This is a genomic window from Candidatus Palauibacter scopulicola (genome assembly GCF_947581915.1).
Classification (GTDB): domain Bacteria; phylum Gemmatimonadota; class Gemmatimonadetes; order Palauibacterales; family Palauibacteraceae; genus Palauibacter; species Palauibacter scopulicola.
Genome location: NZ_CANPWG010000068.1, coordinates 56,730 through 78,204, shown reverse-complemented (window position 1 = coordinate 78,204; position 21,475 = coordinate 56,730). Strand labels below are relative to the sequence as shown.

Genomic DNA, 21,475 nt, shown 5'->3' with positions numbered 1-21,475 from the left:
GGCGGCGGCGTGCCTTGCGAGGAAGGCGTCGAATGCCGCGACCAGGGCGTCGCAGTCCTCGTCATCGTGCGCGAGCGAGACCGTGACGAACCCCCGCCGGGCGACGTAGAACCCCGCTAGCAGCATCTCGAGCTGGAACAGGTCGCGGGCCGCCATCGGAGTGTGGCCGACGTCGGCGCGGCGGCGGATCGGCGCCCGCTGGAAGTGAACCGTCATGATTGAACCGCGGCCCGTCACCTGCACAGGCGCATCCCTCGCCGCCGCGACCCCGTTGAGGGCGGCGCGCAGGGCGTCTCCCCGCACCGTCAGCCGGCGCACCGCGTCGGGGGTGAACACGTCGCGCAGCCCCGTGAGGCCCGCGGCCATGGTGAGCGAGTTGTTGTTGTGCGTGCCGGGGTGGCTCAGATGGTTCTCCCGGCGCGGATCGAAGCGATCCATCAGGTCCGCGCGCCCCCCGAAGGCGCCGAACGAGGCGCCGCCCCCGAGGTACTTGCCGAAGGTCGTGAGGTCGGCGTGGATGTCGAGCGCCTCCTGCAGGCCGCCCGGAGCGAGCCGCGAGGTCTGGACCTCGTCGAAGATCAGCAGGACGCCCGCCCGGCGCGTCGCATCGCGCAGCGCGTTCAGGAACACGCGGGTCCCGGGGATGCACCCGCCGCCCGCGAGCATCGGCTCGACCAGCACGCAGGCGAGCTCGGTCGCCCGTTCCGCAATGACCGATCGCGCGGATTCGGCATCGTTGTAGTCCGCGACCGTCCACGGGAAAGGCACGTTGAGGCGCCGGTCCGGGCCGCTGAAATTCAGCGGCCCGCCGTGGTAGGCGCCGTCGAACACGAGCACGCCCTCCCGGTACGTCACCGCCCGCGCCAGGCTGACGGCCATGAGGTTCGCCTCCGTCCCCGAGTTCGTGAAGCGCACGCGCTCGACCGACGGGAAGCGGCGGCAGATGAGTTCGGCGAACTCCTGCTGGTTCGGGCTCGGACCGCCGAGCGTCAGGCCCCTTCCCGCCGCCTCGACGATCGCGTCGCGGATGGCGGGGTTCGAGTGGCCGTAGAGGCCAGCCGTGTAGTCGTTGAGGAAATCGACGTAGACGTGCCCGTCGAGGTCGTGCAGCCGCGAGCCTTCGCCGCGGACGATGGTGACGGGGAACGGATCGTAGTGGTTGACCGTTCGCGTGTCCGCCCCCGGCAGATAGTTCGTCGAGCGCTCGAAGCTCGCCTGGCTCAGGGGATTCGCCGCCGTGTAGCGGGCCGCCGCGTCCGCGGCGAGTTCCTCCAGCGTCCGCGTCCGGACCGGGCCGGTCGTCATCGGTTCCATCCCACGCTGAGGTTCTGCTACGTTGCCGGCGCCGCCCGGTACCCCGGGTGAGCGGGCGTTCCCGGACACCGGCTCCTTGTGGTCCTTATGGAAGGATACGAAAGAACGTGGAGAGACGAAAATTTGCGCATACCGACCTCGAGGTGTCCCGCGCCTGCATGGGCACGATGACGTTCGGGTCGCAGACCGATGTCGAGGCGGCCGCGGCGATGGTGGAGCTGTGCTTCGAGCGGGGCATCGACTTCTTCGACACCGCGAACGTCTACAACCAGGGACGGTCGGAGGAGATCCTGGGAGAGGTCCTCGGGGACCGGCGCGCGGAGATCGTCCTGGCGAGCAAGGTCTGCAATCCGATGGGAGACCCGGTCGAATACACCGGCCTCTCGCGCGACGCGATCCGCCGCGGGATCGACGACTCGCTGCGGCGGCTCGGGACGGACTATCTCGACATCTACTACCTGCACCTTCCGGACTATGAGACGCTCATCGAGGAGAGTCTCGCCGCGCTGGAGGAGCTTCGCGTCGAGGGGCTCATCCGCTATCCGGCGACGTCCAACTACAGCGCGTGGCAGATGTGCGAGATGTTCTCCATCTGCGAGCAGGAGGGGTGGGCAAAGCCGTGGATCGCGCAGCCCATGTACAACCTCGCGGCGCGGGGGATCGAGCAGGAATACCTCGCCTTCACGGGCCGCTACGGGATCTCGAACGTCGTCTACAATCCGCTCGCGGGCGGGCTCCTGACCGGCAAGCAGCGCCCGGGGGCGCCGCTGCCGGGGACGCGCTTCGACGGCAACCGCATGTACCTCGACCGCTTCTGGCACGACGAGTACTTCCGCGCCGTGGCCGAGGTCGAGACCATCGCCGGGGAGGCGGACCTGACGCCGGTGCAACTCGCGCTGGGGTGGCTGCGGGCGCAGGAGGGCGCGGACTGCATCATCGTCGGCGCCTCCCGCATGGAGCACCTCGAGGAAAACCTCGCCGCCTTCGACGCGCCGCCGCTCGACGCCGAAGTGCTCGCCGCCTGCGACGGCGTCTGGGCGCGGCTCCGCGGACCGACCCCCGCCTACAACCGCTGAGTCGCGAGCGCGGCGCGAACGCCCTCCGGGACGCCGTTACGCGTCGCGGGGCGAGCCCTCCAGAAGGCCCTCGAACGGGCGCTCCTCGGGCCCGTTCTCGGTGCAGACGGCGTAGTGCGTCTCCGCGGAGCCGTACAGGGCGACGCCCGCCGTCTCCCCCGCCTTGTTGAGCAGGAAGAAGCGGACATCGAAGCTCGGCAGGCCGCGCGCGTTGAGGAGCCTCGACTCGACTGTGTTCGACTTGATCCGCTCCAGCGTGGCCATGCCGGCGTCGAGCGGGCTCATCCCCTGGCGCATGAACTCGACGGCGAGGAAGGACGAGAGGTTGTAGAGGTTCGCCTCGCCCCGGCCCGTTGAGCCGACGGCGCCCACGTCGTTGTCCACGTACAGGCCGGCGCCGAGGATCGGAGAGTCGCCGGTGCGGCCCGGGATCTTCCACGAGAGGCCGCTCGTCGTCGTGACGCCGCAGATGTCCCCGTCCGCGTTCACCGCGTTGGAGTTCGTCGTGCCCCAGAAGGAGTGGGCCGGGATCAGTCCGTCGTCGACCATCGAGAGCCCGGCTTCGAGCCGCTTGCGCGGGTCGAGCCAGTGGCCGGGATCGATCCGCCGGCGCCATTCGAGCCACAGGGCGCGCGAGGCCTCCGTGTTGAGGTCGTCCTCGATCTCGAACCCGAGTTGGCGCGCGAACGCCTGGGCGCCGGCCCCGACGAGCAGGTGATGGTCGGTGAGTTCGGCCACGGCCTTCGCCACGAGCGACGGGGTGCGGACGCCCTCGAGCGCCGCGACGCCGCCGGCCCAGCGCCGGGGCCCGTGCATGCAGCAGGCATCGAGCTGGACGACGCCGTCCGCGTTGGGCAGCCCGCCGTAGCCGATCCCCATCTCCGTCGGGTCGTTCTCCGGGATGTTCACGCCCGCGATGAGGGCGTCGAGCAGGTCCTCGCCCTCGACGATGCCGCGGAAGGCGCGCTCCACCGAAGTCTCGGGCCCGCCGTTGTTGAAGCGGATCCCGCTGAGGTCGGAGACGATGATGGGCCGGGTGTCCCGCGAAGCGTGGACGGCGGGAGCCCCGAAGCCGTCGGAGGCCCGGGAAGGGCGGCGCTCGGCGGCCAGAGCGGCGGGCGTGGCGGCCGCGGCCAGGCCGGCGGCGGAAGTTCGAACGAAGTCGCGGCGGTCCATGCTCATGGTCTCGATCCTCTTCTTGGTCGTCGGTCGGAGGGCCCGTTGCGCCCTCAACATACGATGGTCCAAATGGCAGCGGGCGTCCGCTTATGTTATCATGACAGACGATAGAGATAACACTGCTCGCGAGCGGCAGGCCTCATGATGATTCGGACGCAGATTTCGGTAGACCGGGAACTCTACGCGCGAGTGAAGGAAGCCGCACGGCGCGAGGGGATTTCGATCGCGGAACTGTGCCGGAGGAGTCTGGCCGAGACGCTCTCGAGGCTGCCCGACGAGCAGCCGTGGATGGCCTATCTCGGGACGGTCGACGGCGAACCGGGCGACAGCGCCACGGTCGATGAGGTGGTCTACGGGCGGGCGACACCGTAAGCCTTGAAGGGGCGAAAGGTGTTTCTCGACACCGGCATTCTCATCGCGGCTCTCAACCGGCGCGACCAGTACCATGCGCAGGCGCGTACGCTGTTCGGCGGACCCGTGCCGCGTTGGCACACTTCGATGCTCGTCTGGTCGGAGGCGTACTCCTGGTTCCTGCATCGTCACGGCGAGGAGCAGGCCCGTGCCTGCCGCCGCCTCCTGGAGAACCTCGACGGCCTCGTCCTGCTCGAAGGCACTTCACGGCTCCACCGCGACACCTGCCGGATCCTCGACCGGCTCAGGGGGGCCCGCCTGACGTACGTGGACGCGTCCAGCCTTGCCCTGATGGAGCGCCACGAGATCGAGATTGCATGGGCGACGGATCATCACCTGGGCCTCACCGGGGCGGAAGTGTTTCCCCGGTCGTGAGCCGCGATTGGACGGAGCGAAGATGAGCATTCGGGTCTGCGTGGGAGGAGCGACGGGGTGGACGGGCGAGAGCGTCGTGGCCGCCGTCCTCGAATCGGACGAGTTCGAACTGACCGGCGCGGTGGCGCGGCGGGCGGCGGGAGAGACGGTGGGCGACGCGCGGGCAGAGGCGGACGGCTCCCCGGTGCGGGTTTCTGCCGGCGTGGCGGAAGCGCTCGGCGAGCCGGCCGATGTCTACATCGACTACACGCACCCGAGCGCCGTCTACGCGAACGTCATGTGCGCGATCGAGGCGGGCGTGGCGGCGGTCGTCGGGACATCGGGGCTCACCGGCCGGGAGTACGGCGAGATCGACGAGGCCGCGCGCGCGGCGGGCGTGGGCGTGATCGCCGCGGGCAACTTCTCGATCACGGCCGCGCTGCTGAAGCACTTTTCCGGGATCGCCGCGCGCCATGTGCCGCACTGGGAGATCGTCGACATGGCGTCGGCCCGAAAGCCCGACGCGCCCAGCGGCACCGCGCAGGAACTGGCCGAGTTCCTGGGGACGGTCGCAGCGAACGAATTCGGCCGTCCCGTCGCGGACACCCTGGGTTCGCGGGAGGCGCGCGGGGCCACGATCGGGGGCGCACAGGTCCACTCGCTGCGGCTCCCGAGCTACGTCATCTCCGTGGAGTCGATCTTCGGTCTTCCCGGAGAACGGCTCTCGATCCGGCACGACGCCGGGTCCAGCGCCGAACCCTACGTGGCCGGCACCCTGCTCGCCGCGCGGCTGGCGCCGGAACGCGTCGGCCTCACGCAGGGACTCGACCGCCTGCTGTTCGAGTAGCGGCGAGCCGGAGACGTTCCCGCGGGAACGTGTTCAGCCTGGACTGCTCAGTCCGCCGGGCGGTTGGCGACGATCGCGATGCGGGAGCCGTCGGGGCTCACCGCGAGGCGGGTGACGCCCTCGACGCCGAGGTCCGAAAAGTCGGCGACCTCCGTCCAGTCCGAGCCCTCCGACCACGCGAAGAGGCGCGAGTCGTCGCCCATCAGGATCTCGCCTTCGGGAGTCCACGCGTAGTCCTCGCGGCCCGGCAACGTCAGCGTGATCCGCTCGCTGGTCCCCGCGGTCGGATCGAGGCGTTCGATCCACCACTCCTCGTCCGAGACCTTCCGCACGAAGGAGATCGCCTCCGTCCCCGGAATCCGGTGGATGGACCGGCCGGGGCTCTCCGCCACGATCCCGATCTCGCCCGTCAGCGCGTCCCCGACCTGGAGGGTCGGCGGGCTGCCGAGGATGAACATCGCGACGACGTGTTCGTTGGCCCACGCGTGGTACCCCACGGGCTCGGCGCTGGCGAAGATCGGCCCGATCGATTCGCCGGAGAGGCCGTAGCGCCAGAGGTACTGTTTCCCCCGGATCTCGTGGATCGCGGAGAAGGCGTCCTGCCCCGGGATCTGGAGCGCCGAGAACTCGCTCGCTTCCTCCGTGTTCGTCAGCCGCTCGGAGGCGCCGGGCTCGGTCCCGGGCGCCGCCGCGAGCCGCATGATCTCGGTCTGCCTGCGGTCCAGCGCCGCCGTGTGGAGGATCGCCGAACCGTCGAGCAGGAAGCTCGGCTGGTTGTCGTACGCGTCGCGGTCCGTCGCTCGCCCCAAGTCGGGGATCGAGAGCGCGCCGCCCTCGCGGACGAGCGTCCCCAGCCAGATGTCGGTCGAGGGAGAGCCCGCCGCCGTCGGCGTGTAGTCCGCGGGCGCCGGCCCGGTCTCCGGCATCGGCCCGTCCGGCGGCTCGGTCGGGAAGGCCCCGGCCTCTTCGGAGCCAACTTCAGGATCGCCCCCGTCTTCCGGTGCGCAAGCGATCCCGGCCGAGAGCACAAGCGCCAGTGTCATCGCGGTTCGCGGAGTCATTCGTGCCATCCCTTCCTCCTGGGTCTTCCGGTCACGGGGATTCCGGCAGGACGCCGAGGATCACTCGCGAAGGATAGTCGCCGGAGCGGTACACCGCCTGCGTCGCGGCCTCGTAGTCCCCCGGGGCGGCGCGGTACGTGTCGACGAACGTCTGGGGGTTCCGGTCGTAGGCGGGGAACCACGAACTCTGGACGTGGACCATGAGCCGGTGTCCGGCCTTGAAGGTGTGGAAGCGGTCGCGGAGGTCGATCTCGATCCGGGTCACCTCACCCGGCACCATCGGCTCCGGGTTCTCGAAGTCGTTCCGGAAGCGGCCGCGCATGATCTCGCCCGCGAGGTGCATCTGGTAGCCGCCCATGGGGACGTCGCAGTTCGCGCTGGGCGGGGCGTCGTCGGGGTAGACGTCGATCAGCTTCACGATCCAGTCGGAGTCGGTCCCCGTCGTGGAGACGAAGATCTCGGCTCCGATCGGGCCCGCGATCGTGAGGTCCTCCTCCAGCGGTTCCGACTGGTAGACGAGGACATCCGGGCGCTCCGAGGCGAAGCGCTGGTCCTCCACCTTCCACAGGTGGCCGAGCGTCGTGCGTTCCTCGGCGGAGAACGGCACCGGACTCGCCGGGTCGCTCAGGTATGAGTCGGCGTGCAAGTCCACGACCGAGTCGGCCCCTGAACCGGCCCCCGAGTCGGCGGTTCGCGCCGGCGGCTCGAAGCTCAACGTCCCGTCCGGCCCCAGGTACAGGCTCACCGGGGTGACGTCCGCCGGCGGCCAAGAATCGTAGGCGCGCCATTCGTTCGTCCCCGTGAGGAAGACGTTCGCCTCCGTCGCGTCCCACGTCCCCTCGTCCTTCAGGTGGTATTCGAAGAAGGGGTACTGGAACTCGCGCTGGAAGTGGTGCGAGGTCTTCGTGTCGAAGGCGATGCAGCCGAGGAAGTCGCCGTCCATGCGCGCCCAGCCGCCGTGCAGCCAGGGGCCGACGACGAGCGTGTTCTCGAGGCCGGGATTCTCCGCTTCGACGGTCCGGTAGATGGACATGGGACCGTAGAAGTCCTCGGTGTCGAACCAGCCCGCCACGTTCAGCGTCGCGGGGCGGACGTCGTCCAGGTAGCGGAGAGCGTTCTGCCGCTGCCAGAACTCGTCGTAGTTGGGGTGTTCGATGAAGTCGCGCCACGCCGGCACGTCGCCGTGGAAGTAGAGTTCGTCCACCGTGGCGGCGGAACCGGCGTTGAGGAAGAAGTCGTAGCCGGAGGTCGTGCCGTAGTCGAAGCGGGCGCCGCGCGTGTCGGTGGGGCCGTCGCGCCGGCGGGCGTTCCCGGACAGCCACGAGAAGGCGTACATGATCCGGAAGGCCCCGTTGTGGTGCCAGTCGTCGCCGATGAACATGTCCGAGGGCGAGGCCTGGGGCGACGATGCCACGAGCGCCGGGTGCGCGTCCACCATCCCCATCACGGTCTGCCAGCCGGGGTAGGAGATCCCCCACTGTCCCACGCGTCCGTTGTGGTTGTCGACGTTCGCGAGCAGCCACTCGATCGTGTCCCAGTTGTCCGTGATCTCGTCGGTATCGGTCGGGCCACGGGGTTCCGGTGCGGGGGCGCGGATGACCTCGAACTCGCCCTCCGACCGGAACTGCCCGCGCACGTCCTGGAAGGCGAAGATGTACCCGGAAAGGTCGAACTCCCGTGACGGCCCGAGCGGGTTCCGATACTCACCGGACGCGTAGGGGCCGATGGAGTACGGCGTGCGGAAGAGGAGGATGGGGTATTCGCGCGAGCGGTCCCGCGGCTCGTAGACGAGCGTGTACAGTTCGATCCCGTCGCGCATCGCGACCATGTACTCGGACTTCTCGTAGTTCGCCGCGAGATACTCGTGGTGCGCGGCGGCGATGGCTTCGGCCTCGGTCGGGGCGGCGGTCGGCGGCGGTGGCGGCGCGTCGGCCGCGTCGCGCTGCGGCCCGCACGCGACCGCGAAGAGCGCGACCGCCCAGAGCATGACCCGGATCCTCATCGGCGGCGCAGTTCGGCCCAGTGCGTGAGGGCGTTGCCCAGGCGCACGTTCGGGAGCGTGATCGCGGTCATCGAGCCGTTGAGGACGTCGCCTCGGAGCTTCAGTTCCAGCGACAGCACGTGGTCGGTGCGGTTCGCGTCCTCGGTGCCGATGTCGCCCCTGAAGCCGCCTCTCAGGTACTCGCCGTCAAAGCGGGCGTTGTTGAGGAGCGTCCACAGGTCGTCGCCGAGCTGGACGTGGGCGCGCCCCCCGTCGTCGATCGCGAGCGCCAGCCGGTGCGGCCCGAGGTGCGTGTCCACCTCGCCCACCCAGTCTCCGGCCAGCTCCGGCATGGGCGCGAAGTCGATCAGCGGGGCGGCGCCGTCCCCCGCCTCCTCGAGGATCCCCTCGCGCTCCAGCCGGTGCGGGTCCGGGACCTCCGGCGGCGTCGGCTTCGGCACGGCGTCCGGGAACAGCGTGTGCCAGAGGAGGTTCGAGACGTAGCCGGTGAGCGGCGTCGCCGAGTTGGAGAGGACGACGACCGCCGCGTTCTCCTCCGGGGCGATCGCGAGTTCCGTGCGGACGCCGCCCATCCCGCCGCCGTGGCGCTGGAGCCGCAGGCCGCCCGGAAGGTCCCGCATCACCCAGCCGAGCCCGTAGGCGTCGGTGGGAGCGTTCTCCCGGATCGGCTGCCGCATGGCCTCGATGGAGGCGTCCGAGATGATCCTCCGCTGTTCGGGGAGGTCGTGGCCGAGGTGGAACATCCCGAAGCGGACGAGGTCGTGCGCGCTGCTGAACACGGCGGAGCCGCCGGGATGGTCGAAGTCGTAGAACGCGATCGGACTCTGGTCCGTCGCGTAGCGCGTCGCCGTGAAGTCCTCCAGTCCCGGGCCGATGTCGACCGATGTCCGGGTGAGACCCAGCGGCCGGAACACCTCGTCGCGCATGAAATCCATGTACGATTGCCCCGAGACGCGCTCGATGATGTAGTCGAGGATCCCGTAGCCGAGGTTCGAGTAGTTCCAGCGTTCGTCCGGCGCCGTCACGAGGTTGGCGTAGCGCCGGATCGTCTCGTCCATGTGCGGCCGGCGGTGCGGTTCGTCCTCGTAGAAGAACTGGTAGTGGAGGGGGAGCCCGGCCGTGTGGCTCGCCACGCGCCTTACCGTCGCGCGCGCCGCGTCCCAGGCGCGCCCGTCGATCTTCGCCGGGCCCAGGTAATCGTTGGCCGGCGCGTCGAGGTCGACGAGGCCCCGTTCCACGAGGATCATGAGCCCCGTCGCCGTGATCGGCTTCGAGATCGAGGCGAGCGAGTACATCGTGTGTTCCGTGGCGGGGATGCGCCGCTCCCGGTCCGCCCACCCGAACCCCTCCTCCCACAGAACCTCCCCGCCCCGCGCGATGGCGACGGCCATCGAGGGCTGGTCCCAGGCCACGAGCGCGCGCCGGATCTCGTCACGGACCGACGAGAAGTCGGGGGCAGACTGTCCGCGCACCTCGGCCGCGCCGAGGAACACGACGGCGAGCGGGACGCTAAGCCCCTTGAGGCCGCGGCGTGTCAGGAGGCCGCGACGTGTGAGGGTGGCCCTCATCCTCATCTCCTTCCGGAAAGGTGACCCCGGACGGTGGAGCGGGACGCGGGCGGGCGTCAATGGGGCCGAAGCGGGGCCGCGGCGAGCAGACTCATTGACCGTTGGAGGAAGCGGCGTCCATGATGCGTCCATCGCGGAGCCGGGCCGGGCGTTTCCGCGGCGCGGCGGACCCTCGAGACCGGAAGGAACGAACCATGTCCGAGATGGATCGGCGCACTTTCCTGCAGGCCGGCGCGGCGGCCGGCGCCCTGCTCTCCCTCGGCGGCTGCGCGCCCCGGGACGACGCCCCTGGCTCCGGACTCGGAGGATCGGGGGACGAGACCTCGGCGGCCGACATCCCGGACTTCGCGCTCGAAGAGATCACGATCGACGAGGTCCACGCGGGCATACGGTCGGGCGAGTACACCTGCCGATCGATCACGGAGATGTACCTCGAGCGGATCGAGGCCTTGAATCGGCAGGGACCACGCCTGTTCGCGGTGCTCGAGACGAACCCCGACGCCCTGGAGATCGCCGACGAACTCGACCGCGAGTTCCAGGCCTCGGGGCCGAGGGGACCGCTGCACGGGATCCCGCTGCTGCTCAAGGACAACGTCGATACGGCGGACGGGATGACGACGACGGCCGGATCGACGGCGCTCCTCGGGTCCATCGCGCCTCAGGATGCCTTCGTGGCGGCGGGGCTGCGCGCGGCCGGAGCGCTCCTGCTCGGCAAGGCGAACATGAGCGAGTGGGCGGGCTGGAAGTCCTTCGAGTTCGGGGCGTCGGGCTGGAGCGGGCGCGGGTGGGACGGCGGACGGGGCGGCTTCTGCAGGAACCCGTACGCGCTCGACCGCACGCCGGGCGGGTCGAGTTCCGGGTCCGGGTCGGCGGCCGCGGCCAACCTTGCGGTCGCGACGATCGGCTCCGAGACCGACGGCTCGATCGTCGGCCCGTCGTCGCGCAACTGCCTCGTCGGCATCAAGCCCACGATCGGCCTCCACAGCCGGGGCGGAGTCATCCCCATCGCCCACAGCCAGGACAGCACCGGCCCCATGGCCCGCACCGTGCGCGACGCCGCGATCATGCTCGGCACCATGGTCGGCGTCGATCCCCGCGACCCGCTCACCGCCGCGAGCGCGGGCAACTTCCTGACCGACTACACGGGCGCGCTCGACCCGGCCGGCCTCAACGGCGCCCGCGTCGGCGTCCTGCGCGAGTACGCCGGCTTCGACAGCCGCGTCGACGCCCTCTTCGAGGAGGCGCTCGACGCCATGCGTGCGGAGGGCGCGACCGTCGTCGACCCCGTCACGCTCCCGGAGGAACTCCGGTTCGGCAACGAGTACGAGATGGAGGTGCTGTACCACGAGTTCAAGGCGGATCTGAACGCGTACCTCGCGTCGCTCGGCCCGGACGCGCCGATCAAGTCGCTGGCCGAACTCATCGAGTACAACGAGGCGAACCACGACCTCGAACTCGCGCTCTACGGGCAGGAACTGCATGTGCGCTCCCAAGAACGGGGACCGCTCACCGACCAGCGGTATCTCGACGCGCTGGCCGCGAGCCACCGGCTCTCCCGCGACGAAGGGATCGACCGCGCGATGGACGAACACCGACTGGACGCGCTCGTCGGGATCACGGCGGGGATCCCCGCCATTCAGGACCCGCTCGATGCCTCCGGCGGAGGCGGGGGCGGGTGCTCCACGCCGCCGGCCATGGCCGCCTACCCCAACATGTCCGTTCCCATGGGGTTCATCCGGGGGCTCCCGGTCGGCATGTCGCTGTGCGGCCGCGCGTGGAGCGAGGCCACGCTCATCCGTCTCGCCTACGCCTTCGAGCAGGCGACGAACGTCCGCCGGCCGCCGACGTTCCAGGCGACCGTACAGGTCTGAGCGTGCCCGGGACGCCAGGCGCGCCCTCGACAGCCGGACGGAGAGCGTGACGCTCACCGACTTCATCGACCGTCACTACCGTCACTTCAACGCGGCGGCGCTGCGGTCAGCCGCCGGGGCCTGGCGCGATCTGATCGATGGCGGAGGCCAGATGCTCGTCACCCTGGCGGGCGCCATGAGCACGGCCGAACTCGGCCTCTCCCTCGCGGAGATGATCCGGGCCGGGAAGGTGCATGCGATCTGCGCTACCGGCGCGAACCTCGAGGAGGATCTGTTCAACCTCGTGGCGCACGACCGTTACGTGCGCGTGCCCGACTGGCGCGCGCTCACGGCCGAACAGGAGAAGGACCTCGAGCGGCGCGGGCTGAACCGCGTGACCGATACCTGTATCCCCGAGGCCGAGGCATTCCGCGCGGTCGAGGCGCCGCTGCGCGAGCTGTGGCGGGCGGCCGACACCGCGGGCGAGCCCCGGCTCCCGCACGAGTACCTCTACCGACTGATCCGTGACCGGACCCTCGCCGACAGCTACCGGATCGACCCGGCCGATTCCTGGCTCGTGGCGGCGGCGGAAGCCGACCTCCCCCTGTTCGTGCCCGGCTGGGAGGACTCCACGCTGGGCAACGTCCTCGTCGCGGAACAACTCGCCGGCGGACTCAGCCGCCCCGGGCCGGTCCTCGGCGGCACTGAGTACATGGTGGTGCTCGCGGAGTGGTACACGCGCACGAGCACCGGCCAAACGCTGGCCGAGGCGCCCGAAATCGACGACGACGCGGATGCGGCGGGGGCGGGGGTGGACGCGAGTGGCGACTCCGGCGCACAGCCCGTCGGCCTGTTCCAGGTCGGCGGCGGGATCGCGGGCGACTTCCCCATCTGCGTCGTCCCCATGATCCGCCAGGACCTGCGCCGCTGGTGCCCCTACTGGGCGTACTTCTGCCAGATCAGCGACTCCACCACGAGCTACGGCTCGTACTCCGGCGCCGTCCCCAACGAGAAGATCACCTGGGGCAAGCTGGACGTGGACACGCCGAAGTTCGTCATCGAATCCGACGCGACCATCGTCGCCCCCCTCGTGTTCGGCTACGTCCTCGGCTGGTAGTCGGGAGACAGGCCTTTCCCGACGGGCAGGCCACGGGCCGGACCCGAGTCGCCGGTCTCCTAACCTCCGCTCCCGCTCTCCCCGAGGAGCGCCTCCAGGTCCCACCCTTCCAGAGCCTCAACGGTCGGGCGGTCCGTCCAGTCGAAGCGAAGCGGGGTGATCGTGACGAGGCCCTCGTTGTACGCCTCGGTGTCGCTCCCGGCCGGGATGGTCTCCGGAGGCACGAACACCACGCTGAACCGCCGCTCTCCCTCGGCGTCAGCGGTCTCTTCGCCCGGATCCCCTGTCACCTCCTCGTGGTCGATGACGAAGTAGCTGCCGCCCATGGGACGGGCCGCGATGCCGCGCGTCTCGGCCGCCGTCGCGGCCGGGAAGTTGAGCGAATAGACGATGCCGGTCTCGGGCCCCCGGCGCCGCAGCTCCGAGACGAAGCGGGCAACGATGCCGGCGGCGTGCTCGAAGTCGCCCGGACCAGAGTCCCGCGAGGCCGCCACCGCCGGTATCCCCAGGTAGGCCCCCATCATCGCGGCCCCAACCGTCCCCGACATGTGCGAGATCTCACCGACGTTCGCGCCGATGTTGATCCCGCTCACCACGAGATCGAAGCCGGATTCCGGAGCGAGCACGCGCACCGCGAGGCGGACGGCGCTGGCCGGCGTGACGTCGGCGCAGTTCCCCGCCGGCGTGGCCCGGACCCGGAACTCCTCGTCCAGGCTGATGCTCATGCTCGTCCCGCTCTGCTGGCTGCAGGGCGCCAGGACCGTCACCTCGCCGACCTCCCGCAGCGCCGCCGCGAGCGCCTGAATGCCGGGCGACTCGATCCCATCGTCGTTGGTCACAAGGATGTGGTATGGAGCATCCGTCTGCGCCGCTTCGACTGCCTCCGCCGCGGACTCCCCGCCGCATGAGACGACCGCCGCGCACCCGAAGACGGATAGCGCCGTGAGCGACCGCGCGACGCTCGACGCTGGAGTAGGCGTTCTCATCGCAGTTATCCCCCATCCTCGCTCGAGTTCTGTCTGTTACCGTACGCCAGACCGCTAAAGTAACTGGTTGGCGGCCAGGGCTCCGGCGTAGGCGAGGGCGAGCATGTAGCTGAACTGGGCCAGCGGCCATTTCCAGCCGGCCGTCTCCCTCCGCATCATGGCGACCGTCGACATGCATTGAAGCGCGAACACGAAGAAGACGAGCAGGGCTATAGCCCCCCCGAAGTCCAGGTCGCGCTGCAGGGCGGCCCGCAATTCGAGCGACGTCTCGTCGCTGTCCTCGATTCCGTAGATGGTGCCGAGCGTGCCGACGATGACCTCGCGCGCTGCGAGCGATGAGACGAGGCCGACCCCGATCCTCCAGTCGAACCCGAGCGGTTCGATCGCCGGTTCGATCACCTGCCCCATCTGTCCGAGCGCGCTCTCATCGACCGGTGGCGGGGCACCGTCGACCCGGGGGAACTGTGCCAGGACCCAGAGGACGACGGTCACGGCGAGGATGATCTTCCCCACCCTGCGGATGAAGATCTTGCTCCGGTCCAGGAGGCGAAGGGCCACCGTCCGCAGCGCCGGAATCCGGTACGGCGGCAGTTCCATCACGAAGCCGGCGGGCTTCCCCCGCAGGAACGTGCGCCGGAGCAGGAAAGCGGTGCCGATGGCGGCGACAAGGCCGAGCGCGTAGAGGCCGAGCATCGTTGCCGCCCGCGTCCCGAAGAACGGCCCCAGGAGCGGCTGTTCCGGGATGAACGCCGCGATCAGGAGGGCATAGACCGGCAGCCGGGCCGAGCAGGTCATGAACGGGGCGATGAACATCGTCGCCATGCGGTCGCGTTCGTCCTCCACCGTGCGCGCGGAGAGGATCGCCGGGACCGCGCACGCGTAGGCCGAGAGGAGCGGCAGGAACGCCCGTCCCTGCAGCCCGACCCTCAGCATCGTGCGGTCGGCGATCACCGCGGCCCGCGCCATGTACCCGGAGTCCTCGAGGATCCCTAGGAAGAGGAAGAGGATGAGGATCTGGGGGAGAAACACGAGGACGGAGCCGACCCCCGCCCACACGCCGTCGATGAGGAGGTCCCGGAACCAGCTCGCCGGAAGCCGCGCCGCGAGCCACTCGCCGGAGGAGGCGATGCCGAGTTCGACCCCGTCCATGATCGGCGTGGCCCATGTGAAGATGGCCTGGAACACGAGCGCGGCGAGGACGAGGAACACGGCCGGGCCCGCGATCCGGTGCAGGAAGAGGGCGTCGAGACGCTGCGTCAGCTTCGGCGGGCCGGCCGAGCGATACTTCGCGGCGGCGAGCGCGTTCTGGACCACTTCGCGGCGGCGGGAGAGCGCGTCCAGGGTCGGCAGCCCGGCGCGTCCGGTCCGGGAACCCGACCCCGACGTCGCACCGGTCGCCGGTGTCGCCGAGCGCACGGCCACCCGGTCCAGGAAGTCGGCGACCGCTTCGACGCCCCGCCCCGTGCGCGCGTCCGTCCGGACGACTTCCACGCCGAACGCGGCGGCGAGCGCCTCGTCGTCCAGCGTGCCGTCTCCCGCCTCGAGTTCGTCCGCCATGTTGAGGACGAGGAGCGTGGGACGTTCCCGTTCGAGGACGGGGCCGACGAGCATGAGCTGCGTCTCGAGCCGGACCGCGTCGACGATGAGCACGATGGCCTCGGGCTCCCGCAACCCTTCGATCCGGCCTTCCAGCACGTCGCGCGTGATGCGCTCATCCGGGGAGCGGGCCGAGAAGCCGCTGACTCCCGGCAGGTCGACGATGTCCAGGTCGAGGCCCGAGGCGAAGCGCGCCCGGCCGACGTGCTTCTCGACCGTGACGCCCGGATAGTTCGCGACCCTTTGCCGCAAGCCGGTCAGACGGTTGAAGAGCGTCGTCTTGCCCGAGTTGGGCGGACCGATGAGAGCCACGACGGGCGGCCCGGAAGCGGGCGCGTCCGTACCGGCTCCGCGATCGGCGCGCGCTGGGGTCGCGACTGGGGACATGACGGGAAACTACCGATAACGATTATCGTTAGTTGAGACTGGTTCTCAACTGACGAAGACGCTAGTATGTTGCGCTCCGAGGGTCAAACCAACGTGAGGGACAATCCCGGCGTGAAGAACGGCGTGAAGAACGGAAGATCGAACGGTTCCCCGATGTCGCTGATGGACGTGCCGCTGCGTACGGCAGTCGAACTCGAGCGCATCGACGCGCCGAGCGACGAGGTCGAGCCGCTCTTGGAGCGCGGCATCCTGCCGGGCTGCAGGCTGCACCGCGTACGCAATTCCCCCGCGGGAGACCCGATCATCTCCGTCGAGGGCACCCTCCTCGCGCTGCGCCGCGAATCCGCCGCGCAGCTCTTCGTGCGCGAGGTCTGAAGGACCTCACAGGCCCCCCGCCCGTCCGCGCCCGCCACCCGACGCTCTAGGCGTACGGCATCACGGGCACCTTGCCCAGTAGACGCGCGTAGACCGTGAGCGCGCCCCGGTGGTGCGCCGTGTGATCCACGATCCCGTTCACGATCGCCCCTCGCGGCTGCCCCTCCATGATCTGCGGATCCTCGATCGGCGCGCGGAGATCCTCGTCCGACGCGGACCCGATGACCTCGATCGCCCGGCCGTAGGCCCGGTCGACCCACGCGGTCGCCTCGGCCAGCGAAGTGACGGCCTTCGTCTCATCGAGGTGTCCCTGGAAGTCCATGTTCCAGCCGTCGCCGAAGGCGCCGTCGACGAACCAGTCGACCGTACCGGCGGCATGCGCCACGTGGCCGGCCACGGTGAAGAGCTCCGGGTTGGGCCCGAAACCCGAATCCTCCTCCGTGAACGTCTCCAGCGTCTTCTTGAACAGGCTCCTGGACATGGCAAGCTGTGCGGCCAGACCTTCTGCGTAGGACATGGATGCTCCGTGGGGCTTGGTGTTCGGTTTTTATTCGGATTGCGGATCATGCGCCCCGGCCGGAGCGTTGTCAAGCGTGAACAACCATACAACACTCAGCCGCCGGGACTTTCTCGCCCGCGGCAGTGGCGCCCTGGTTTCCCTCGCCCTGGGCACCGGCTGCTCGGGCGACGGCATGGGTCCGGTCGTCGGTGTGCCGCCATCGCCCTCACCCGAAGATCGGGTCGACGTGATCGTGGTGGGCGCCGGTCTCTCCGGGCTGGTCGCCGCATACGAGTTGGTCCGGGCGGGGCACGATGTCCGGGTCCTGGAGGCAGGAAACGCGGCGGGGGGCCGGGTACAGACACTTCGCGAGCCCTTCGACGACGGCCTCATCGCCGAATCCGGCGCGGCCCGCATCCCGCCGGACCACGATCGAACGCTCGGCTACATCGATCACTTCGGGATCGAGACCTCTCCCTTCTATACGCACGACGGTGAGTACCTCATCGTTCCCGAGCGGGGAGACCGCTACCGGGAGACGCCGGGCGTGTTCCTCGACGGGGGGCGGGACACGTGGCTCAAGATTCCGGCGGGAACCGACGCCCTGCCGCTGGCCTTTGCCGAAGCGCTCGGAGACCGGGTGCGGTACGGCTCGCCGGTGACGAGGGTGGTCCGGGACGAGGCCGGCGTCGTGGCCGCTCACGGAACCGGCGACGCGGCGGGGGAACTGAGGGGCGGCCACCTCATCTGTACCGTCCCCCTCCCCGTCATCGACAGGATCGTGTTCGACCCCATCCTCTCGGCAGCGAAGCGAGCCGCCTTCGCAGCCACTTCCTACCAGGACGTCACTCGGGTCTACGTCCAGTACGCGGAACGGAATTGGGAGGGGGACGGCTTGAACGGATGGGGGCTGTCGTTCGTGGGGGGATTCTCGGAAATGTGGCATCCGACATGGGATCAGCCGGGACCTCGGGGAATCCTGATGTCCTACCTGTACGGAGACATGGCGCGCGCGGTCGCGGCGATGGAGCCCGGCGCCATCGTACCCGATTTCATCGATCGCTTCGACGACCTGTTCCCCGGCTCCCGCGAGGTCGCGGAGCGCGGAACCCACTTCGCGTGGGAGCATCAGCCCTGGATCGGGGCCGCGTACACCCGGAACGATCCCCCGTTCGCCGAGCACCCGGAACTGGCATCGCCCGAGGGCTCCATTCACTTCGCCGGCGAGCACGCCTCGGGGGAGCGGGGGTGGATGCAGGGAGCCCTCCAGTCGGGCCTCCGAGCGGCTTCGGAGATCAATGCGACCGTGACGGGGGAACGCGCCCGCACGACCGTGGCGATCTCGCGGCGGCGGATGTCGCACCGCGTCGCGGGCACCTTCCATGCTCCGGAATGGCTGGCACCATGAACCGGGAAAGCACTCCGGTCGGCGTGGGAGGCTGGCTCCTGGTTTATCTCTTTGGTTCCATCCCCTACCTGCTCGTCCATTCTGCGGGCCTGTCGGGATGGTTTCTCGACTATGCCCTCTGGCTGCTGGGCGCGATCTTCCTTCTCCTCGCGTCCCCGCTCGCCCTCATCCTCCTGAAGTCGCCACGAGCCCCAAGGTGGAACGTCGTCGCGCTGTGGGTCGTCGCCCTCGTGATCACGCTGCGCGCGGCCGCCGTCCCCTTCAATCTCGAGACCGACGCGGCGGCGCAGAGGAGGAACCCCGAGGAATGGGTGGCCGCGATCGCGATCCTCGCGGCCATCGTGGTCGGGTCTCTGGCGTGGGCGACGATCTGGACGGCCTACTTCCGGCGATCGCTCCGCGTACGGAACACATTCCGCGGGCCGGCGGCCGATACCTAGCTTTCCATAGCCCCGAAGTGGTGCCCTTTCATCGGGCCGGGGGGGGTCGCGCGGACTCCAGGCGGATCGCGGGTGGGAGCCGCCACACGGTGATGACGGGGACGTCGAACTCGTCCGTGTCGATGAAGGCGACGAGGCCGTCCGGACCGAAGGCATCGGGCATGTCGGGCAGCGCGGCGGTTCCGGTCTCGAGCGTGCCGAGGTAGCGCCCGTCCGGGGCGATCACGTCGATGGGGCCCGGTTCGTCCGAACCCGGCTCCGTGCTCCGCTGGACCCACAGCGCGCCGTCCCACGTCGCGCGCAGGGCCGCGATGACCGGCACTTCCGGGAAGAACCGCATGTTCTCGAGGGCCTCACGCTGCAGCGACCTCATGTTGTCGATCATCTCGCGGACCGCGGCGGGCGGTGCGCTCCCGCGCTGCGTGATCGTGCGGTTGCTCTCGGCCTCAAGTTGCCGTTCGCGCTCCTCCCGTTCCATCTCCTCCGTCACGGCCAGCGGCCGGATCGGCCGGCGCAGGGTGCGCGAGATCGCGCCCGACGGATCGGTGAGCTTGACGGCCCAGGCCGACGAGTCCGAGAACGCGACCCCGCCCGATGGCAGCGCGTCGAACAGCAGGTCCGGTTCGAACCCCCATTCCTCGTCGATCATGTCTTCGAGGTCGCCGCTCCGCGGGCCATCGTCCTCGACCGGCGCCCAGGCCTCCGCGATGACGCGATCTTCGACGTCCTCCGAGGACATGTCGACGCGCTGGATCGTGCGTCCGCTGCGGCCGATCAGCGTGCGCGCGCCCGTCCGCTCGGGACGGAGGTTCGGGCGGCGCGCCATGGCGAACCCCATGCCGCCGCCCTCCCTCACCATGCGTTCGAACTCGCCGGTGGAGCTGAAGACGTGGTAACCCGCGTGCAACATGTCCTCGACCAGGACCTGCCCGTCCTCCCACACCACGAGTTGCGTCGCGGCCCGGAACTCGCCCGGGCCGTCCCCGGCGCGGCCGAACTCGCGCACGAAACGTCCTGTCGCATCCACCACGACGACGCGCGCGCTGGACTCCATCCGGGTCCCGTCCAGGAGGTAGAGGTTGCTCGCGCCGTCGAAGGCGACGCCGGAGATGGACGTGAACTCCTCCCATTCGGCAGCCGCCGCGGCAGATCCGATGGTGTACACCAACTCGAGGTCGGGCGAGACGGAACGGTCCTCGCCGGGAAGGTCGACCATCTCCTGGGCGTGCAGGCCGGCGGCTCCGAGCGCGGCCCAGAGCACCGTCCCGAGCAGCACCATCCACCCGCCGGCGAACCGGGCCGCGAACCCGGCCGCGACCCCCGCCGCGCACTGCGGTGCCCGGCCAGCCTTCCGTCGTGACGTTCGCCTCATCCTGGCAGCTCCCTGCAGCATCTTGGCAGCCCCCCGTCGCAGCTTAGGTTTGTTCGAGTGTGGGCGCGGCGCCCGGTCCCGTCTCCCCCGGGATTCCGCGCCAGCTACTATGGAGATAGTAGATATGATTCGCAAGCGCACTTCCGTCCCGATCTCCGGCACATCGACCCCCCTGATGCCTCGGATCCCCCTCTTCTCGCTCGTCGCCCTCGGCGCTTCGCTGTCGTGGGTCGCCTGCGGAGGAGGGGAGGCACCGTCCGACGAACCCGCCGGGGGCGCAGAGGCGGCGGCCGCCGACGCGGCGCCGCAGTTCGAGACGACCGAGGTCGCCGAAGGCGTCTACCAGTTCCGGTGGGGCGGCCACAACGGCCTGTTCGTCGTGACCTCGGAGGGGGGCTTCGCCTTCGATCCGATCTCCGTCGAGGCGGCTGCCACCTACGCGGAGGAGATTCGCCGGGTCGCGCCGGGAGTCGAACTCGCGGCCATCGTCTACAGCCACCACCATGCGGACCACTCGACGGGCGCCGAGGTGCTGCGCGAAGCGTTCGGGGCGGACGTCCCCATCTACGCACACCGGAACGCGGACGCTCCGCTCAGGGAGGCCGCGAACCCCGACCTTCCCCCACCTACGGACACCTTTGACGACACGATGACGCTCGCGGGCGGCGAGATCGAACTCCACTACCTGGGCCGCAACAACGGCGACGACATCGCCGTGGGCTTCGTGCCGGCGCACAGCCTCGCCTTCGCGGTGGACTTCGTGGCGCGCGACCGGTTCGGGTACCAGGACCTGTCCGGTTTCCACTTCCCCGACCAGTTCGACGCGATCGAGGGCCTGCTGGAGATCCCGTTCGAGACCATCGTGTTCGGGCACGGGCCGCCGGGCGACCGGGCCGCGGTCGAGCGCCAACTCACCTACTACCGGGACCTGGACGCGGCCGTGCGGGCCGCCGTCGAGGCGGGACTGGGCGAGGACGAAACCGCCGAGACGGTCCTCATGGAGGACTACAGCCACTGGGACCGCTACGACGACTGGCGCGAACTCAACGTGCGCGGCATGCACCGCAAGCTCCTGGCCGCGGGCGTGGGCGACTAAGAGAGCGAGTCCCCCTGCGCGACCCTACGGACGTTCCCGCGGGAACGTGTGGGAGGCCGATGCCGACGGCGGCTACCTCGCCGTCTGCCTGATCGGCCGTCATGCCGTCGCGGGTGCCACGCGGTCGCCGAGCGTGTCGGCGATCCATTGATTCAGGCTCTTCCCTTCGGCGGCCGCCGCGGCGGCGACGTTGGCGTGCAGCTCTGGCGGGATGCGCAGGTTGAACCGCCCCGAGTACCGGCGTCCCGGCTCGACGCCGTCCTCCTCGCACATCTCCAGAAACACCCTGAGCGATGTCTCGCCCTCCCTCCGGAGACCTGAAACGTCCCGGGCGTAGAAGTCCGCACCCCCATTCAGGCCGACGAACTCGCCCCGGAACATCTCGATGTCGGGGTCGAACTGGATGACGGCCCGATAGCCGCCGATCTCCATCGTGTTCCTCACGGCTCCACTCCGTTCTCCCTCAGCCAATTTCGAATGCTCGCCACGGCACCCTTTGTGTTCTTCGATGCTTGCGCTTCACAAGTCTATGGTATC

The 21,475-nt window shown here is 69.7% G+C and carries 20 protein-coding genes; 10 read left to right on the top strand and 10 right to left on the bottom strand.

Translation table 11 applies throughout. From position 1 onward, the window contains the following. Positions 1 to 1,305: aminotransferase class III-fold pyridoxal phosphate-dependent enzyme (locus RN743_RS15050; RefSeq protein WP_310781020.1), on the bottom strand; the 1,305-nt coding region annotated here is incomplete at its 3' end. A gap of 116 nt (positions 1,306 to 1,421) precedes the next feature. On the opposite strand from RN743_RS15050, the gene RN743_RS15045 reads away from it, so the two are divergent. Beyond that, positions 1,422 to 2,390: an aldo/keto reductase gene (locus RN743_RS15045; protein ID WP_310781019.1), complete on the top strand. Its 969-nt coding sequence runs from the start codon at positions 1,422 to 1,424 to the stop codon at positions 2,388 to 2,390. Positions 2,391 to 2,426: 36 nt separating this feature from the next. Here the strand turns inward: RN743_RS15045 and RN743_RS15040 are convergent, their stop codons facing one another. Then, positions 2,427 to 3,572, bottom strand: a complete 1,146-nt coding sequence (locus tag RN743_RS15040; protein ID WP_310781018.1) for a N(4)-(beta-N-acetylglucosaminyl)-L-asparaginase — start codon at positions 3,570 to 3,572, stop codon at positions 2,427 to 2,429. 138 nt (positions 3,573 to 3,710) lie between these two features. Here RN743_RS15040 and RN743_RS15035 point away from each other — a divergent pair, with 138 nt between their 5' ends. Genes RN743_RS15035 through dapB form a run of 3 tightly spaced genes read left to right on the top strand, consistent with a single transcriptional unit; the run spans position 3,711 to position 5,181 of the window. Next, positions 3,711 to 3,941, top strand: coding sequence for a CopG family transcriptional regulator (locus RN743_RS15035; protein WP_310781016.1), 231 nt, complete (start codon positions 3,711 to 3,713; stop codon positions 3,939 to 3,941). A gap of 3 nt (positions 3,942 to 3,944) precedes the next feature. Next, positions 3,945 to 4,355, top strand: a complete 411-nt coding sequence (locus RN743_RS15030) for a PIN domain-containing protein (protein WP_310781015.1) — start codon at positions 3,945 to 3,947, stop codon at positions 4,353 to 4,355. 22 nt (positions 4,356 to 4,377) lie between these two features. Then, on the top strand, positions 4,378 to 5,181 hold the full coding sequence (gene dapB, locus RN743_RS15025) for a 4-hydroxy-tetrahydrodipicolinate reductase (protein WP_310781014.1): 804 nt from the start codon (positions 4,378 to 4,380) through the stop codon (positions 5,179 to 5,181). 47 nt (positions 5,182 to 5,228) lie between these two features. Here dapB and RN743_RS15020 read toward each other — a convergent pair whose 3' ends face one another. The 3 genes from RN743_RS15020 to RN743_RS15010 are packed head-to-tail and all read right to left on the bottom strand — an operon-like array spanning position 5,229 to position 9,812. Next, complete coding sequence (locus RN743_RS15020) at positions 5,229 to 6,242, bottom strand: hypothetical protein (RefSeq protein WP_310781013.1); 1,014 nt, start codon at positions 6,240 to 6,242, stop codon at positions 5,229 to 5,231. Between the two features lie 31 nt (positions 6,243 to 6,273). Next, the gene (locus RN743_RS15015) at positions 6,274 to 8,229 is read right to left on the bottom strand and encodes a CocE/NonD family hydrolase (protein WP_310781012.1); all 1,956 of its coding nucleotides are present in this window, start codon (positions 8,227 to 8,229) and stop codon (positions 6,274 to 6,276) included. Between the two features lie 11 nt (positions 8,230 to 8,240). Continuing rightward, positions 8,241 to 9,812: a serine hydrolase domain-containing protein gene (locus RN743_RS15010; protein ID WP_310781010.1), complete on the bottom strand. Its 1,572-nt coding sequence runs from the start codon at positions 9,810 to 9,812 to the stop codon at positions 8,241 to 8,243. A gap of 194 nt (positions 9,813 to 10,006) precedes the next feature. Between RN743_RS15010 and RN743_RS15005 the strand changes: the two genes are divergently transcribed. Both RN743_RS15005 and RN743_RS15000 read left to right on the top strand, forming a co-directional pair. Further along, the gene (locus tag RN743_RS15005; RefSeq protein ID WP_310781009.1) at positions 10,007 to 11,683 is read left to right on the top strand and encodes an amidase; all 1,677 of its coding nucleotides are present in this window, start codon (positions 10,007 to 10,009) and stop codon (positions 11,681 to 11,683) included. A 46-nt stretch (positions 11,684 to 11,729) separates the two neighbouring features. Further along, complete coding sequence (locus RN743_RS15000) at positions 11,730 to 12,779, top strand: deoxyhypusine synthase family protein (protein ID WP_310781007.1); 1,050 nt, start codon at positions 11,730 to 11,732, stop codon at positions 12,777 to 12,779. Between the two features lie 59 nt (positions 12,780 to 12,838). Here RN743_RS15000 and surE read toward each other — a convergent pair whose 3' ends face one another. Together surE and RN743_RS14990 are read right to left on the bottom strand one after the other, a co-directional pair. After that, positions 12,839 to 13,765, bottom strand: a complete 927-nt coding sequence (gene surE / locus RN743_RS14995) for a 5'/3'-nucleotidase SurE (RefSeq protein WP_310781006.1) — start codon at positions 13,763 to 13,765, stop codon at positions 12,839 to 12,841. A 54-nt stretch (positions 13,766 to 13,819) separates the two neighbouring features. After that, entirely contained in the window at positions 13,820 to 15,673 is a 1,854-nt protein-coding gene (locus tag RN743_RS14990; RefSeq protein ID WP_310781005.1) for a ferrous iron transporter B, read from the bottom strand. 198 nt (positions 15,674 to 15,871) lie between these two features. Between RN743_RS14990 and RN743_RS14985 the strand changes: the two genes are divergently transcribed. After that, positions 15,872 to 16,123: a FeoA family protein gene (locus RN743_RS14985; RefSeq protein WP_310781004.1), complete on the top strand. Its 252-nt coding sequence runs from the start codon at positions 15,872 to 15,874 to the stop codon at positions 16,121 to 16,123. 46 nt (positions 16,124 to 16,169) lie between these two features. Here RN743_RS14985 and RN743_RS14980 read toward each other — a convergent pair whose 3' ends face one another. Then, positions 16,170 to 16,640: a DinB family protein gene (locus RN743_RS14980; protein WP_310781003.1), complete on the bottom strand. Its 471-nt coding sequence runs from the start codon at positions 16,638 to 16,640 to the stop codon at positions 16,170 to 16,172. A 76-nt stretch (positions 16,641 to 16,716) separates the two neighbouring features. On the opposite strand from RN743_RS14980, the gene RN743_RS14975 reads away from it, so the two are divergent. Together RN743_RS14975 and RN743_RS14970 are read left to right on the top strand one after the other, a co-directional pair. Continuing rightward, positions 16,717 to 18,030, top strand: a complete 1,314-nt coding sequence (locus tag RN743_RS14975) for an FAD-dependent oxidoreductase (RefSeq protein WP_310781001.1) — start codon at positions 16,717 to 16,719, stop codon at positions 18,028 to 18,030. Beyond that, the gene (locus RN743_RS14970; protein WP_310781000.1) at positions 18,027 to 18,470 is read left to right on the top strand and encodes a hypothetical protein; all 444 of its coding nucleotides are present in this window, start codon (positions 18,027 to 18,029) and stop codon (positions 18,468 to 18,470) included. Before RN743_RS14975 ends, RN743_RS14970 begins: the two co-directional genes overlap by 4 nt. A 28-nt stretch (positions 18,471 to 18,498) precedes the next feature. Here the strand turns inward: RN743_RS14970 and RN743_RS14965 are convergent, their stop codons facing one another. Then, entirely contained in the window at positions 18,499 to 19,842 is a 1,344-nt protein-coding gene (locus tag RN743_RS14965; protein WP_310780999.1) for a hypothetical protein, read from the bottom strand. A 124-nt stretch (positions 19,843 to 19,966) separates the two neighbouring features. On the opposite strand from RN743_RS14965, the gene RN743_RS14960 reads away from it, so the two are divergent. Then, on the top strand, positions 19,967 to 20,938 hold the full coding sequence (locus RN743_RS14960; protein WP_310780997.1) for an MBL fold metallo-hydrolase: 972 nt from the start codon (positions 19,967 to 19,969) through the stop codon (positions 20,936 to 20,938). 99 nt (positions 20,939 to 21,037) lie between these two features. Here RN743_RS14960 and RN743_RS14955 read toward each other — a convergent pair whose 3' ends face one another. Then, entirely contained in the window at positions 21,038 to 21,382 is a 345-nt protein-coding gene (locus RN743_RS14955) for a type II toxin-antitoxin system HicB family antitoxin (protein WP_310780995.1), read from the bottom strand. Positions 21,383 to 21,475 lie beyond the last annotated feature (93 nt).